Origin of the sequence: Streptomyces sp. NPDC018026 (genome assembly GCF_044327745.1) — a bacterium.
GTDB classification, from domain to species: domain Bacteria; phylum Actinomycetota; class Actinomycetes; order Streptomycetales; family Streptomycetaceae; genus Streptomyces; species Streptomyces rubrogriseus.
Map to the genome: position 1 here is coordinate 489,619 of NZ_JBIRFY010000001.1, position 15,062 is coordinate 504,680.

Sequence of the window (15,062 nt, forward strand, 5' to 3'; positions counted from 1 at the left end):
GTCCCGCGGCGGCCCGCCAGTCAGGGGTTGGCGTGCATCTGTACGACGACCCGGTCGAAGCGGCGTGCGGCGAGGTCCTGGCGGGTGATGGTCCAGTACACGATCGACATGGGGAACCCCACCCACTGCGCGAGCAGTACCCAGGCCTCGCGGTCCGAGAGGGGAGCCTCCTCGTCCGGGTCGGCGGAGCCGGCCACCGGGTCGCCGTAGTCGTCGAAGTTGGCGGCGTGACCGCCGAGCTGCCAGTCCCCGCCGCCGTCCGTCCGGTCGGACCACACCTCCCGCAGTGTCTCGGCGTGGGGGTGCCGGGCGCGCATCCCGGCGTCGGGCGGTGTGGTCGGCAAGGACACCCCGGGTACGAGCCGCAGGTCGCCGATTTCGCGCAACTCGGCGTCCAGGGCCTCCGGGGAGTCGTACTCGTAGACCTCGTAGTCGGGGAACGACTCCCGTTCCTCCACCGGGGCCCCGGCCGGCACGTACACAGCGCCGCCCGCGGGATCGGGTTCCAGGTCGGCGTTGACGAAGAGGAGCAGCGTGCCGTCCGGCGGAAGCGGCACGTCGGTCGCCCCGTCCGGGACGGTGGAGCAGTCGAGCGTCAGGATGAGCTGGTGATCCGCCCCGACCTCCTCGTCCGCCGACTCGTGGCGAAGACCGGGCGTGGGAACGTCCGGTGGGAGCATCAGCGGGCCGCCGAGCCTGCCCACCACCGGTCCGCTCCTGTCGGGGGCCGTCCGCAGCATCGGGCGGGCGAGCCCGAGCCACCGGTCCACGTCCGGCGCCGGAACGCCCCGTTCCAGGGCCTGTTCCCGGAAGCGGTCGAGCCACCAGAGCGTCGCGGGGGGCAAGTTCCGGGCGGCCGGGGCCAGCACCCCTTCGCCGAACTCCCAGCCCGGCTCCGGCGGCACGACGCCCGGCTCGCCCAGTCCGGCGAGCCACTCCGCCGCCGACCTGCGCGCAGTCTCCCGCCCGCCGCCCAGCGCCGACCGCGCGGCGTCCCGGGCGCCCGGGTGGCCGCCGAGCACCCGGCGTGCGGCCAGGCGGTGCCGGGAGGCACCGAGCGCGATCGACGTCAGCCGGGGGACCAGGGTCTTGGGAACCGCCGGGAAGCACTCGAGGATCTTCAGCATCATGTGGGCCGTGTCGACGGCCTCCTGGTCGGGATGCCTCCTGCTGTCGAAGCCCTCCAGGTACTCGGCCACCAGGTCCGGCCGCTCGGCGAACAGTGGCCACCACCGCACGGCGTCCCCGGGCGTGAGGACCGCGCCGACGGGCCGGCCGAACGCCCCGATCTGCCGGGTGGTCAGGAGCGCCGCGACCCGGCGGTCGGCGTCGCTCGCCCCGGCCCGACGCAGGGCGTCGCGCAGCACGCGCACGTCGGGTATCCGTGCCAGCAACTGCTCGACACCGGGCCAGAAGTGGTCCCCTTCGAGGCGGGCGGCGGCGGCCCGCGTGTCCAGCTCCGCGAGGAGACCGGCGTCGTCCGGCGGCGTCGTGCGCGGGACGGGCACCACGGCTCCGGGCCCGCTCATGACGGACGCCCGGTCGGCCGTCCGGCGCAGCGGCTCCGCGCGCTCGACGTCCAGCGGGCGCCCATCGCGTGCGGACAGCGCGTCCTCGATCGCCGCGCAACCGCCGTCGAGGTCGGCCAGGCGCCCCAGGACACCGGTGAGCCGGTCCGGGACCGCGGTCCGCAGGTGCGGCCGCAGCACCTCCACCTGCCGGGGCCCGTCGAGCCAGGCCAGCGAGGCGAGCGCGTCGGCCCGCACGTAAGGCTCCTCGTCGACCGCCAGTGCGGCGAGGAGAGCGGCATGCCGTCCGGCGTCCCGCGCGCACCGGCGTGCCACGAACCTGCGGTGGTCGGGTCTCGCCGCGAAGACGACCTCGGCGAGTACATCGGCGTGCCGGGCCAGGAACGCGTCGCCGGCGTCGGTCGCCAGGAGCACGTGCCGGGGCGGCCAGCGTCTGGCGGGGCCGATGTGCAGCAGCGTCATCAGCGTCGTGTGTACGGGGGTGCGGCCGCCGGACGCGCGGCCGGCCCTGGCGATCTCGCACACGAGGTCGGGGGTCCACCGGGCGCGCGCCTCCTGGGCCGCCTCCGACCGGGCTCCGGTGGCGTCCAGCACGCTGTCGGTCAGCGCGCCGAGCCAGCTGGTGGCATCCGGCCGGTCCGGGGCGCCGACCGCGTCCAGCAGCTGCCCGTACCGGGCGAGGATGTCGGCCGGTGCGTCCCGGTGTACTACGAGCTGCGCGGCGCCGAGGTCCTCATGGCTCCCTTCCGGCCGCGGGCCGGCGGCCGCCGCGTCGCGGTCGTCCAGCGCGTCCAGGACCTCTCGTCCCGTGCCGTGCAGGACGTACCCGACCGCACCTTCGAGGACACGCCCCGACACCCGCGGTGCGAGGCAGGTGCGCAACGCCGTGGCGAGGCCGGCCGGTGTACCCGTCGGAAGCTGAGCGCCGCTGTTCTCTTCTGTCTCATCCTGTGCCATGCGGAGATCCTATGGAGCGACCGGGGGAGGCAAATGGCTGGTGCGCACCCGTGGGGACGGCTAAGATTGCCCATGTTCCAGTGGCCGCACAGCTGCCACGCGCCGTAGGGATCTGGGAGGTGTTGACCGATGACTGTCGTTGAGCTGGGCGCTGCCCGCATTCGGAAGTTCGTCAAGTCCACCTCCGTGGCCTCCGGCTGACACACCTCACTTCCCGCGTACGACACGCGGACGCCGGGGCCACCCCTGTGAAGGGCCCCCCTTGAATCACGCTTCGTCTTCCTCCTCTTCCCTTTCCTCCCGCTCCTCCTCGCACCCGCTCGCCCCGTACGGCTGGGACGCGCGGTGGGAGGCGGAGTTCGCCCCGTACACCGACCAGGGCTGCGTGCCCGGCCGGGTCGTGCGGGTCGACCGCGGGCAGTGCGACGTCGTCACCGAGGACGGCGTCCTGCGCGCCGACACCGCGTTCGTCACGCCGCACGACCCGCTGCGGGTCGTCTGCACCGGCGACTGGGTCGCCGTCGAACCGGACGGCAACCCGCGCTACGTACGCACGTACCTGCCCCGCCGCACCGCCTTCGTGCGCTCCACCTCCTCCAAGCGGTCCGAGGGGCAGATCCTCGCGGCCAACGTCGACCACGCGATCGTCGCCGTGTCGCTCGCGGTCGAGCTGGACCTCGCCCGGATCGAACGGTTCCTCGCCCTCGCCTGGGAATCCGGGGCACAGCCCCTGGTCGTCCTCACCAAGGCCGACCTCGTGCCCGACCCGGTGACCCTGGCGTACCTCGTCCAGGACGTGGAGACCGCCGCGCCCGGCGTAACGGTGCTGCCGGTCAGCGCCGAGCAGGGCGAGGGGCTCGACGTGCTCGCCGCCGTCGTCTCCGGCGGCACCGCCGTGCTGCTCGGACAGTCCGGCGCCGGCAAGTCCACCCTCGCCAACGCGCTGCTCGGCGAGGACGCCATGGACGTGCAGGCCACCCGGGACGTCGACGGCAAGGGCCGGCACACCACCACCACCCGCAACCTCCTCGCCATGCCCGGCGGGGGCGTGCTGATCGACACCCCCGGGCTGCGGGGCGTCGGGCTCTGGGACGCCGGCAGCGGGGTGGACCAGGTGTTCGCCGAGATCGCGGAGCTGGCCGAGGAGTGCCGGTTCCACGACTGCGCCCACGAGAGCGAACCGGGCTGCGCCGTTCTCGCCGCCATCGACAGCGGTGCACTGCCCGAGCGGCGGCTGGAGAGCTACCGCAAGCTGATGCGGGAGAACCAGCGCATCGTCGCCAAGACCGACGCCCGGGTGCGGGCCGAGATCCGCAAGGAGTTCAAGCGCCGGGGCGCCATCGGCAAGGCGGCGATGGAGGCCAAGCGGGGTGGCCTGCGGTAGCCCGCCGGCCACCACCAACGCGATGTCCGATTTCCGCCAGCCCGGTCCGCCGGTCCGGCGGAGACTGGACAGCGTGACACCACAGACAGTGCGGACAGCGGCGCAGACGGCGGAGTACGCGGACCCCCGCGAGGACGTCAGGTACGAGGCCGTGCGGAGCCGGGACGCCCGGTTCGACGGCGCGTTCTTCTTCGCCGTCGAGACGACCGGCATCTACTGCCGGCCCAGTTGCCCCGCCGTCACGCCGAAGCGGCGCAACGTGCGGTTCTTCGCGACGGCCGCCGCCGCGCAGGGCTCGGGTTTCCGGGCCTGCCGGCGGTGCCGTCCCGACGCCGTGCCGGGCTCCGCCGACTGGAACGTCCGCGCCGACGTCGTCGGCCGGGCCATGCGGCTGATCGGCGACGGTGTGGTGGACCGGGAGGGCGTCGCCGGACTCGCCGGGCGGCTCGGCTACAGCGCCCGCCAGGTGCAGCGGCAGCTCACCGCCGAGGTGGGCGCCGGACCCGTGGCCCTCGCCCGCGCCCAGCGGGCGCACACCGCGCGGGTCCTGCTGCAGACCACCGGCCTGCCGGTCACCGAGATCGCCTTCGCGTCGGGGTTCGCCAGCGTGCGGCAGTTCAACGACACCGTCCGGGCCGTGTACGCGGCCACCCCGAGCGAGCTGCGCGCCGCCGCCCCGGCCCGCGACCGGGACGCCCGGCGCACGGCCACCCCGTCCGCCGGCGTCCCGCTGCGCCTCGCCCACCGCGGCCCCTACCGGGCCGGCCCCGTCTTCGACCTGCTCCAGCGGGAGGCCGTCGCCGGTGTCGAGGAGGTGAGCGGCGAGACCGGCCGCCGCCTCTACCGGCGCACCCTGCGCCTGCCGTACGGCACCGGGATCGTCGCCGTCCAGGAACGGCCGGGCCGGGCGGGTACCGGCGGCGGGGGCTGGCTCGACGCCCGCCTCCACCTCACCGACCTGCGCGACCTGACCACCTCCGTACAGCGGCTGCGGCGGCTGTTCGACCTCGACGCCGACCCGTACGCCGTCGACGAGCGGCTCGGCGCCGACCCCCGGCTCGCCCCGCTGGTCGCCGCCCGCCCCGGGCTGCGCTCGCCGGGCACCGCCGACCCCGAGGAACTGGCGGTGCGCGCTCTGGTGGGGCGCACGGAGGCCGAGCGCCTCGTCCAGCGGTACGGCAAGGTGCTCGACGCGCCCTGCGGCACCCTCACCCACCTCTTCCCCGAACCGGGCGTCCTCGCCGAGGCCGCACCGCACGGCACCCCGGGCGCGCTCGCCGCCGCCCTCGCCGACGGCTCCGTACGCCTGGACCCGGGCGCCGACCGGGACGACGCCGAGCGCGCGCTGCTCGCCGTGCCCGGCCTGGACGCCCGTACGGCCGCCGTCGTGCGCACCCGCGCCCTCGGCGACCCGGACGTCGCACCACCCGGCCCCGCCGTCCCCGACACCTGGCGCCCCTGGCGCTCGTACGCACTGAACCACCTGCGCGCAGCAGGAGAGTGGGAGAACGACCGATGACCACGACCAAGTCGACAGCGACCACGGCCACGAGCATCCCGGCCGAGACGTACTGGCACGAGGTCGACAGCCCCGTCGGGCGGCTGCTCCTCACCGCCGGCTCCGACGGCGCGCTCACCTCCCTGTCCGTGCCCGGGCAGAAGGGCGGCCGGAGCGTCCGGGACGGGTGGCGGCGCGACGCCGGGCCCTTCCGGGCGGCCGGGGAACAGCTCGGCGCCTACTTCGCCGGGGAGCTGACGGAGTTCTCGCTGCCGCTGCGCGCGGAGGGCACCGCCTTCCGGGAGCGCGTGTGGGCCGCCCTGGACGACGTGCCCTACGGGGCGACGACCACGTACGGCGAGATCGCCGCGCGCATCGGGGCGTCGCGGCCCGCGGTACGCGCCGTCGGGGGCGCGATCGGCGCGAATCCACTGCTGATCCTGCGCCCCTGCCACCGGGTGATCGGCGCCGACGGCTCCCTGACCGGGTACGCGGGCGGGCTGGAACGCAAGACGCGGCTGCTCTCGCTGGAGGGCGCCCCGCTCAGCCGGCCAGCACCGCTCCCAGCCACGCCCCGGTGATCAGCAGGCAGGCGAACAGCTCGGTCAGCAGGTCGGCACCGCCCTGGCGCATCGCCGTCCGCAGCGACGCCATCGCCTCGCCGTGCCGGCCCAGCCGCAGCCGCTCGGCGAGGTAGATGCCGCCCATGAAGCCGGGGATCGCGCCGAGCACGGGGACCAGGACGAAGCCGAGGACGGCGCCCGCGCCCGCGTACGCCGTCAGCCGGCGCATGGCCTCGTCCCGGCGTTTCCTGCGGGTCGGCAGCGCCCAGCGCACCGCCCGGGACAGCAGGAGCACGACGGTGGCGCCGACCAGCACCGCCCACGCGAGCGGCCGCGGATCCTTCAGCGCCCACCACAGCACCCCGGCCCACACCAGCCACGACCCCGGCACGCCGGGCAGCAGGACGCCGCACAGCCCGAGCAGAATCACCAGGCCGGCCAGCAGGAGGTCCCACGCTCCCATCTGTCCAGGGTGCAGGAGTCCGGCCCGGTCCGCAGAAGTCCGGCCCGGCGGGCGAGGTCTCCTCAGTCCGTTCTGGCCACCCAGTCCCGTTCGTAGGCGTGCCAGCCCAGCTGGAGCCGGGTGGTGACCCCGGTCAGCTCCATCAGGCGTTTGACCCGCCGCTGCACGGTCCTGAGGCCCAGGTCGAGCTGCTTGGCCACGCTCGCGTCGGTCAGCCCGGCGAGCAGCAGGGAGAGGATCTCCAGATCGGTGCCGTCCGGGCCGTCGGGGGCCTGCTCGGTCACGCCGGAGGCACCCAGACGCAGCGGGAGGGCGTCCCGCCACACGGCCTCGAACAGGCCAGACAGCAGTTCGAGCAGACCACTGGCGTGCACCACCAGCGCGGCGGGCTCCGAGGAGCGCGCGGTGAGCGGGACCAGGGCGAGGGAGCGGTCCGCCACGATCAGCTTGGTCGGCACCCGGTCCACGACCCGGACCTGCTCGTCGCGGCCCAGCGCCGCGGTCAGCTCGGTGATGCCGGTCGGCAGGTCGAGGACCGACCGCTCGACCACCACCCGGTAGCGGACACCGCGCCCGGTGGCCTGCTCCTCCGCGTCGTTCTCCATGCCGGTCACGGCCACCGGCTTGTCGGTGACCAGCGCGCACACCTCCTCGCTCGCGCCGAGCTGGAGCTGGAGGAAGCGCTGGGCGACGGCCCCGGCGCCGGTCACCACCTCCACCAGGTCGTGCACCGCGGGCTCGGCGGCCGCCGCCCGGTACTCCTCCGCCAGCAGCGCCGCCGCCAGCTCCGCCCGCTCCAGCTCGTGCCGCTGCTGGGTGAGCAGCGCGCCCAGCGCGACGCCCGGCGGGGCCGCGACCCAGCGTCCCGGGCGGGCCGAGGACTGGGCGGCGAGCCCGTTCTGCTCCAGCCGGCGCAGCGCGCGCTCGGTGTCCCGCTCGCCGAGCGCCAGCCGCCTGGCCAGATCCGGTACGTCGGCCGCGCCCACCGACACCAGCGCCCGGTACGCCGCCTCGTGCGTGTCCTCCAGCCCCAGCACTCCCAGCATCAGGTGTCGCCCCTCCCCAGAACCATGCCCACCTCCACCTGCGCGGACGTCCGTGGCGGGAAACGGCCACGGCGCAAACCCGCCTCGGGACATCATCGCCGTACCGCCGGTCACTCTGCCAAGGTGGCGTCGCCGGGCGGTCCTCCCGTGGGGGGTGGGGCCGCCCGGCCACCCCACCTCGGAGAACTCCCCGACCTCGGAGAACTGTTCGACGCGTCCCCCGACACGCCGCCCGGCGCAGGCCGGTCCGCCCCGAATTTCCCGATGCCCCGTTTTCATCCGGCCCCATCGGTGGACAATCGGGAGCATGAGTCAGCAGGGGGGAAGGCCCACCGGTCCCGCCGGTCCCACCGGACCTGAGGACGACTGGTGGGGGCAGCTGTACGACGACTCCACCGACGACACCGGCCCCACGGCCGCGCCCGATTCCCTGGACGACCGCTTCGCCTCGGCGTCGGACACGCTGGCCCGCGGGCCGGCGGACCCCGGCCCCGGCGAGCCGGCGCACCCGGCGCCACCACCGTCCCCCACCGCGCCCGAACCGGGACGGCCCTGGTGGTCCAATCGCCCGTCCGCCGTCGTCCCCGGCCCGCGCACCGGGGACGACGCCCCGCAGCTCCACGCGGACCTGCCGGGTCCGGGCGACGGCGACCCGAGACCCACGGCTCCCTGGGACACGGGCGCGCCGGACGCGCCAGGGCCCACGCCCGCCGGAACTCCGCCGCCGGGTGAATCCTCGGGTCCCGTCTCGCCGCCGGCGTCCGGTACCAGGCGGTCGGATCCGCGTGGGCCGACCACCTCCGGGGCCGGGGACGCCGACCTCAGGGAACCGCCCGAAGCGGTCCCGCCGCCCCGGACCCTGCCCGGCCTGCCGCCGCTTCCGCCGCCCTTCCTCCCCTCGCCGGAGGCCGACCGCGACTACGTCGGCAGCGGGCCGCCCACCTACGACGCCGAGCCCACCGCGCTGCCGCCCGCCGATCCCGACGGCCTCGACGGACTGGTCCCGGACACCGTGCTGGAAGGCGCCCGGTACGGGACGTGCACGCTGCGGGCCGTCTCCGTACGCGGGGACTCCGCGCGCTACCGGGGCGAGCCGCGGCGCGACGCGCTCCTCGTCGCCCGGTTCGGCGCCGGCGAGCAGGCGCTGGTCCTGGTGGCCATGGCGACCGGCGCCCGGGCCACCGCCGGGGCGCACCGGGCGGCGGCCGAGGTGTGCCGGTGGATCGCGGGAGCCGTGGGCCGCAGCCACGCCCGGCTCGCCGAGGACCTGCGGGCCGCCCGGCGCGGCGACCTGAAGTCCGGCCTGCACCGCCTCACCGACCGCAGCCTGGGGCGGCTGCGGGCGGGCGCCGCCGAACAGGGCCTCGGCCCCGACGAGTACGCGGCCACCCTGCGCTGCCTGCTGCTGCCCGCCGACCCCGGGTGCCGCACCCGGGTGTTCTTCGGCGTCGGCGCGGGCGGACTGCTCCGGCTGCGCGACGGCGCCTGGCAGGACATGGAGCCGGACGCCGGTGACGTCACCGGAGAGCCCGTCCTCGGCTTCGGCTCCGCACCCCACGACGCGCCGAGCGAGTCGCCCGAGGGCGACCGGCTCACCATGGACCTCGGCATCACCACGCCCCCGGGCCCGTACGACGGCCCGCCCGCCGGGCCGCCCCGCGAGCCGTTCCGTTTCCGGGCCTCCGTAGCCCGCCCGGGTGATGTGCTCCTGATGTGCACCGCGGGCCTCGCCGAGCCCCTGCTGCACGAGCCCGAGCTGGGCGAACTCCTCGCGCGGCGATGGGCGGGCCGCCCGGCGCCCGGACCGGGGGAGTTCCTCGCCGACAGCGGCGTACGGGTCAAGGGATACGCGGACGACCGTACGGCCGCCGCCGTTTGGGAGGCGTGAGACCGCTCGCTGTGGCATAGCTGGACCCATGGCCAAACAGAACGTCGCGGAACAGTTCGTCGACATCCTCACCCGCGCCGGGGTCGAGCGCCTCTACGGAGTGGTCGGGGACAGCCTCAACCCGATCGTGGACGCCGTGCGCCGCCACTCCGGCATCGAATGGGTGCACGTGCGGCACGAGGAGACCGCCGCCTTCGCCGCCGGCGCGGAGGCCCAGATCACCGGGAAGCTGGCCGCGTGCGCGGGCTCCTGCGGCCCCGGCAACCTCCACCTCATCAACGGGCTCTACGACGCCCACCGCTCCATGGCCCCCGTCCTCGCCCTCGCCTCCCAGATCCCGTCCAGCGAGATCGGGCTCGGCTTCTTCCAGGAGACCCACCCCGACCAGCTGTTCCGCGAGTGCAGCCACTACAGCGAGCTGATCTCCAGCCCGAAGCAGATGCCGAGACTGCTGCAGACCGCCATCCAGCACGCCGTCGGCCAGGGCGGCGTCAGCGTCGTCTCGCTGCCCGGCGACATCGCCGACGAGCCCGCTCCGGAGAAGGCCGCCGAGACGGCGCTCGTCACCTCCCGGCCCACCGTCCGGCCCGGCGACGAGGAGATCGACCGGCTGGTCCGGATGATCGACGACGCCGAGCGGGTCACCCTGTTCTGCGGCAGCGGCACCGCGGGCGCGCACGCCGAGGTCATGGAGTTCGCCGGGAAGCTCAAGGCACCGGTCGGGCACGCCCTGCGGGGCAAGGAGTTCATCCAGTACGACAACCCGTACGACGTCGGCATGAGCGGGCTGCTCGGCTACGGCGCCGCCTACGAGGCCACCCACGAGTGCGACCTGCTGCTCCTGATCGGCACCGACTTCCCGTACAACGCCTTCCTGCCCGACGACGTGAAGATCGCCCAGATCGACGTCCGGCCCGAGCACCTGGGACGGCGTTCCAAGCTGGACCTGGCGGTGTGGGGCGACGCGCGGGAGACGCTGCGCTGCCTGATCCCGCGGATCGAGGAGAAGAAGAGCCGCCGCTTCCTCGACCGGATGCTGAAGAAGCACGCCGACGCGCTGGAGGGCGTGGTCAAGGCGTACACCCGCAAGGTCGAAAAGCACGTCCCGATCCACCCCGAGTACGTGGCCGCCCTGCTGGACGAGATGGCCGACGACGACGCGGTGTTCACCGTCGACACCGGGATGTGCAACGTCTGGGCGGCCCGCTACATCTCGCCCAACGGACGCCGCCGCATCATCGGTTCCTTCTCCCACGGTTCGATGGCGAACGCGCTGCCGATGGCGATCGGCGCCCAGTTCACCGACCGGCGCCGGCAGGTCGTGTCGATGTCCGGCGACGGCGGGTTCACCATGCTGATGGGCGACTTCCTCACCCTCGTCCAGCACGACCTCCCGGTGAAGGTCGTCCTCTTCAACAACTCCTCGCTCGGCATGGTCGAGTTGGAGATGCTCGTCGCCGGCCTGCCCTCGCACGGCGTGGCCAACAAGAACCCCGACTTCGCCGCCGTCGCCGAGGCCTGCGGCGTCTTCGGCGTCCGGGTGGAGAAGCCCAAGGACCTGGCCGGGGCGCTGAAGGCGGCGTTCAAGCACAAGGGCCCGGCCCTCGTCGACGTCGTCACCGACCCCAACGCCCTGTCCATCCCGCCGAAGATCAGCGCCGACATGGTCACCGGCTTCGCCCTGTCCGCCTCGAAGATCGTGCTGGACGGCGGCGTGGGACGCATGCTCCAGATGGCCCGTTCCAACCTGCGCAACGTCCCCCGCCCGTGACCGGACGGACGACCCGGCCGAAACCCGATGACTGCCGAGGGCTCGAACGGGCAAGGCTTTCCCCGTGAAGTTGTTCGACCGAAGCGGGACAGACGGGGGGAGACGACATCAGCGCGCCGACGGGGGACATGAAGGAGCAGGCGGTGCCACAGCTCAGGCGGCGGCTCGGCCGGGCGGACCTGCGGGCGGTGCCCGAGGCCCGGCGGGCACTGCGTGAGCTGCTGCGGCACTGGGGCGGACCAGGGCAGTCGGAGGTCGCGGAGCTGCTCGCCAGCGAGCTGGTCACCAACGCGCTCGTGCACACCGACGAGGGCGCCGTCCTGACCGCGACGGTCGGGCCGCGCGCCCTGCGGGTCGAGGTACGGGACTTCGTGGGCCGGGGCCGACAGCCCCGGCCGCGCGCACCGCAGCGGGACGAGAGCACCAACGGCAGAGGGCTGGTCCTGGTCGAGTCGCTCGCCGACGACTGGGGCGTACAGCCCTGCGAGGTGGGCAAGTCGGTCTGGTTCGAACTGGGCGCGGCAGCGGCGGCGGGAGCGGAAGCGGAAGCGGCCTGAGGCGCCGGGAAGACCGGAGCCTCAGGCCGTCGGTATCGGATACGGTGCGCGCCCGGCTCAGCCGAACTGCTGCTCCAGGTCCTTGAGCTTGCGCTCCAGGGAGTCCAGGCGGGGCAGGGCCTGGGTGTCGTCCTCCGCGGTGAGGTCGACGGTCCCCACCGACATCTGCTCAGACCCGCTCCGCACGGGCTGCAGGGAGGGCCGCCGGCTCGCCGCGGGCAGTTGCTCCGGGGTCGATATGGCAGGCTCCGCGGCGGCGCGTTCCGAACCCCGCTCGACCTGCTGCACCTCGACCTCGACCTGACGGCCGCCGCGCCCGGGGAAGCCGCGGTGGCCGTGGCCCCGGCTGATCGCCTTGAGCTGCGCCCGCTCCAGCCGCTCCTGCTCGCGCCGCCGGAGCTTCTTCTCCTCCTTCTGGCGCCGGTCGTCGCGCACCTCCTCGACCGCCTCGTCCAGGCTGCGCACGCCCTCCAGGAGCATCAGCGACCAGGCGCGGTACGTCTCGCGGGGCGCGCGCAGCCAGCGGACCATGCGGATCTGCGGCAGCGGACGCGGCACCAGACCCTGCTCGCGCAGGGCGGCCCGGCGGGTCTGCTTCAGGGCCCGGTCGAACAGCACCGCCGCCGACAGGGACATGCCCGCGAAGAAGTGCGGGGCACCCGCGTGCCCCAGGCCGCGCGGCGCGTGCACCCAGTTGAACCAGGCCGCGGCGAAGGCGAAGGCCCACACGAGTATCCGCGAGCCGAGCGCCGCGTCACCGTGGCTGGCCTCGCGCACCGCGAGGACGGAGCAGAACATCGCCGCACCGTCGAGCCCGAACGGGACCAGGTACTGCCAGCCGTCGCTCAGGCCGAGGTTCTGCTCGCCGAAGCCGACCAGACCGTGGAAGGAGAGCGCCGCGGCGACCGCGGCACAGCAGAAGAGCAGGACGTAGGAGAAGGTGCCGTAGAGGGCCTCCTTGCGCCGGCGGCGCTCCTCCATGCGCTCCCACGAGTCGTCCGCGCCCGCGTCCTTCCCCGAGGAACGCTTGCCGCGCGCGAGCACCGCCACCGCCGCCAGCATGCCCAGGAGCAGCACGGCGCCCGGAAGCAGCCAGTTCAGCGATATGTCGGTCAATCTCATCTGGGGTCCCTTGCAGTGGGATAGGGCGTAACGCCCGCCATGGTGGCCCAAACCCAGCGGCCCTCAGGGGGTTTCGGGGCAAGAGGCCGCCAAGGGAGTGCAGAGGGGGTGCCCAGGGCGGCGTTCTGCTCGAACTGCCGCGTGAGGGGCGGGAGTTGAGTTCGATTAAGACTACCCGTACGGGTGGTTCCACGGAAAGTTCCCGCCATGTGTGCGGGAGTTGTGGAACGACGCGGACGATCTTAGCCGACGGTCCGTCAGCCGGCTGCCGCGAGCAGCTTGTCCACGCGGTCGGCGTCGCAGGTCCGCGGGCAGGTGGCGCAGGTTTCCTCGGGGCGCAGGGTGTAGAACATGCAGCAGCTCGCCCGGTCCCGGGTGTGCAGCGGTTCGCCGTCCGGCCCCGTCAGTTCGCGGAACGCCGCGTCCCCGACGTACGGCTTGGTCGCGCCCGGCAGCAGCAGCTCCAGCTCGTGCCGGGCCCGCTCCTGCTCGCCGAGCAGGTGGGCGACGTACCACAGGCCCTCGACGACCTCGTCGGTCGCCATCCCCCACAGGGCGCGTCCGCGCCGCCGCATCCGGGGGCCGAATCCGGCCAGCACCGGTTCCAGGTGCTCGGCGACCGCGGCCCGCACCTCGGCGCGCAGCGCCTCCTCGTCGGCGACCACCCGGATGCCGGGCAGCGAGGCGGCGGGGTCGCCGGGGAGGCAGGCGAAGGACGCGGCACGCACCGCCATCCGGCCGAGGGGGAGCCCGGCGGCCGTGCGGTCGTAGGACACGTGGGCCGCGGGGTACCGGGGCACCCGGCGGTGCAGGAACCACGGCACGGTGATCAGCAGGCAGGCGGGCCACGCGTACCGGTGCAGGCCGAAGCTGGCGATCACGTCCGGCCGGGCCCGCTGTCCGTAGTCCCGCAGCACCTGGGCCTCGTCCCAGCCGAGGAAGGCCGCCAGCTCCGTCCCGCCCGCGGCCAGGGAGGCGGCCGTGACCCAGCCGTCGCCGCTCGGGACCTCGTCGGCCGCGGCCAGTTCGGTCACGCCCAGCCCGGGGAGGACCTCGGACAGGCGCGCGTAGGCGTCCGTGAGGGCCGTGCGGGCGACAGGCATGCGGGACCACCGATCCACGTCGGGACAACGGGCTGCTTAAAGGTAAGCCTTACCTTACCCAATATGTTCGGGATTTGAACTGACGGCCCCTGCGCTTATGGTGCTTGACGGACAGGTGACAACCCGCCGTAATGACCCCAAGTACCGACACGTCCCGCAGGAGGACCCGTGAAGCACAGCGCGCAGGGCGCCGCAAGAACGGGTGCGGGCACGGGCACGGGGGCGGCGGCCGAAGCGGTGCGGATACCGGTGCAGCCGGGAGCGGCGGACAGGGCACGGGACCGGGCCCCCGGCGGTGCGGAGCCGGACGGTCCGGCACGCGGCGAGCACACCCACGGCGAACCGCCGGTGCCCCGTCCGCGGGCCCTCGTCCAGCGTTCCTCCGTGCGCGGACAGATCCTCGACGCCCTGCGCTCCGCGCTGGTCACCGGTGAACTGCGGCCCGGCGAGGTCTACTCGGCGCCGGTGCTCGGCGAGCGGTTCGGCGTCTCGGCCACACCCGTGCGGGAGGCCATGCAGCAGCTCGCCCTGGAGGGCGCCGTCGAGGTCGTCCCCAACCGGGGCTTCCGCGTCCTGGAACGCGGCGACCGCGAGCTGGCCGAACTGGCCGAGGTCCGGGCCCTGATCGAGGTTCCGGTGTGGCTCCGGCTGGCCCGTACGGTGCCCGCCGAGCACTGGGCGGAGCTGCGTCCCCTCGCCGAGGCCACCGTCCGGGCCGCGTCCTCCGGCTGCCCGGCCACCTATGCCGAGGCCGACCGCGCCTTCCACCGCGCCGTGCTCGGGCTGGCCGGCAACGAACAGCTGGTCCGGATCGCCGGTGACGTGCACCGCCGCGCCCAGTGGCCGCCGGCCGGCTCGCCCTCCGTGCGCGGCCGGGCCGACCTGGTCGCCGACGCGCACCAGCACACCGCGCTGCTGGACGCGCTGATCTCCGGTGACCCGGACGTGGTGCGGGCCCTGGTCGGGGAACACTTCACGGGCACGCCGTGAGCCGGAGGCCCGGCCCGGAGGCCCCCCGGTCGGGACGTCCCCCAGGTGGGACGCGCCTCGGGCCGGTGGCCGGCCGGGCATTGCCCGGGCTGGGTGGGCTCCTGGGCCGGCGCTTCTGAGCCGGGCGCTCGGACGGGGTGCGCCTGAGGCCGCGAGCCCCGGGCCCGGGCGCCCCTGAGCGAGGGGGCCCG

12 protein-coding genes are annotated in these 15,062 nt (G+C 74.6%); 7 read left to right on the forward strand and 5 right to left on the reverse strand.

All coding sequences use genetic code 11. From position 1 onward, the window contains the following. Positions 1 to 20: 20 nt before the first annotated feature. Positions 21 to 2,486 carry a DUF1963 domain-containing protein gene (locus ACH4D3_RS02010; RefSeq protein WP_398315346.1) on the reverse strand — a complete coding sequence of 822 codons (2,466 nt, stop codon included), beginning with the start codon at positions 2,484 to 2,486 and terminating at the stop codon, positions 21 to 23. Positions 2,487 to 2,748: 262 nt separating this feature from the next. On the opposite strand from ACH4D3_RS02010, the gene rsgA reads away from it, so the two are divergent. From rsgA to ACH4D3_RS02025, 3 genes are read left to right on the forward strand one after another with little or no spacing between them, the layout of a single operon-like run. After that, positions 2,749 to 3,870 carry a ribosome small subunit-dependent GTPase A gene (rsgA, locus tag ACH4D3_RS02015; RefSeq protein WP_398315348.1) on the forward strand — a complete coding sequence of 374 codons (1,122 nt, stop codon included), beginning with the start codon at positions 2,749 to 2,751 and terminating at the stop codon, positions 3,868 to 3,870. A gap of 22 nt (positions 3,871 to 3,892) precedes the next feature. Further along, complete coding sequence (locus tag ACH4D3_RS02020) at positions 3,893 to 5,389, forward strand: DNA-3-methyladenine glycosylase 2 family protein (RefSeq protein WP_398315350.1); 1,497 nt, start codon at positions 3,893 to 3,895, stop codon at positions 5,387 to 5,389. Beyond that, positions 5,386 to 5,949: a methylated-DNA--[protein]-cysteine S-methyltransferase gene (locus tag ACH4D3_RS02025; protein WP_398315352.1), complete on the forward strand. Its 564-nt coding sequence runs from the start codon at positions 5,386 to 5,388 to the stop codon at positions 5,947 to 5,949. The genes ACH4D3_RS02020 and ACH4D3_RS02025 overlap by 4 nt, the downstream gene beginning before the upstream one ends. On the opposite strand, the gene ACH4D3_RS02030 is transcribed toward ACH4D3_RS02025, so the two are convergent. Together ACH4D3_RS02030 and ACH4D3_RS02035 are read right to left on the reverse strand one after the other, a co-directional pair. Further along, positions 5,912 to 6,394, reverse strand: a complete 483-nt coding sequence (locus ACH4D3_RS02030; protein ID WP_382821963.1) for a DUF456 domain-containing protein — start codon at positions 6,392 to 6,394, stop codon at positions 5,912 to 5,914. The two genes, ACH4D3_RS02025 and ACH4D3_RS02030, sit on opposite strands and share 38 nt — an antisense overlap. Before the next feature lie 62 nt (positions 6,395 to 6,456). Next, the gene (locus tag ACH4D3_RS02035) at positions 6,457 to 7,440 is read right to left on the reverse strand and encodes a helix-turn-helix domain-containing protein (protein WP_398315354.1); all 984 of its coding nucleotides are present in this window, start codon (positions 7,438 to 7,440) and stop codon (positions 6,457 to 6,459) included. Positions 7,441 to 7,747: 307 nt separating this feature from the next. Between ACH4D3_RS02035 and ACH4D3_RS02040 the strand changes: the two genes are divergently transcribed. The 3 genes from ACH4D3_RS02040 (at position 7,748) to ACH4D3_RS02050 (ending at position 11,656) form a co-directional block, all read left to right on the forward strand. Next, positions 7,748 to 9,328, forward strand: coding sequence for a protein phosphatase 2C domain-containing protein (locus ACH4D3_RS02040; RefSeq protein ID WP_398315356.1), 1,581 nt, complete (start codon positions 7,748 to 7,750; stop codon positions 9,326 to 9,328). Between the two features lie 28 nt (positions 9,329 to 9,356). Further along, complete coding sequence (locus ACH4D3_RS02045) at positions 9,357 to 11,099, forward strand: pyruvate dehydrogenase (protein WP_398315358.1); 1,743 nt, start codon at positions 9,357 to 9,359, stop codon at positions 11,097 to 11,099. Positions 11,100 to 11,242: 143 nt separating this feature from the next. Further along, the gene (locus tag ACH4D3_RS02050; RefSeq protein ID WP_398315360.1) at positions 11,243 to 11,656 is read left to right on the forward strand and encodes an ATP-binding protein; all 414 of its coding nucleotides are present in this window, start codon (positions 11,243 to 11,245) and stop codon (positions 11,654 to 11,656) included. A gap of 57 nt (positions 11,657 to 11,713) precedes the next feature. Here the strand turns inward: ACH4D3_RS02050 and ACH4D3_RS02055 are convergent, their stop codons facing one another. Together ACH4D3_RS02055 and ACH4D3_RS02060 are read right to left on the reverse strand one after the other, a co-directional pair. Further along, positions 11,714 to 12,778, reverse strand: a complete 1,065-nt coding sequence (locus ACH4D3_RS02055; protein ID WP_011030695.1) for a DUF2637 domain-containing protein — start codon at positions 12,776 to 12,778, stop codon at positions 11,714 to 11,716. A 257-nt stretch (positions 12,779 to 13,035) separates the two neighbouring features. Then, complete coding sequence (locus ACH4D3_RS02060) at positions 13,036 to 13,881, reverse strand: (2Fe-2S)-binding protein (RefSeq protein WP_398315362.1); 846 nt, start codon at positions 13,879 to 13,881, stop codon at positions 13,036 to 13,038. Positions 13,882 to 14,049: 168 nt separating this feature from the next. Here ACH4D3_RS02060 and ACH4D3_RS02065 point away from each other — a divergent pair, with 168 nt between their 5' ends. Beyond that, the gene (locus ACH4D3_RS02065; RefSeq protein ID WP_398315364.1) at positions 14,050 to 14,871 is read left to right on the forward strand and encodes a GntR family transcriptional regulator; all 822 of its coding nucleotides are present in this window, start codon (positions 14,050 to 14,052) and stop codon (positions 14,869 to 14,871) included. The last annotated feature ends 191 nt before the right edge of the window (positions 14,872 to 15,062 follow it).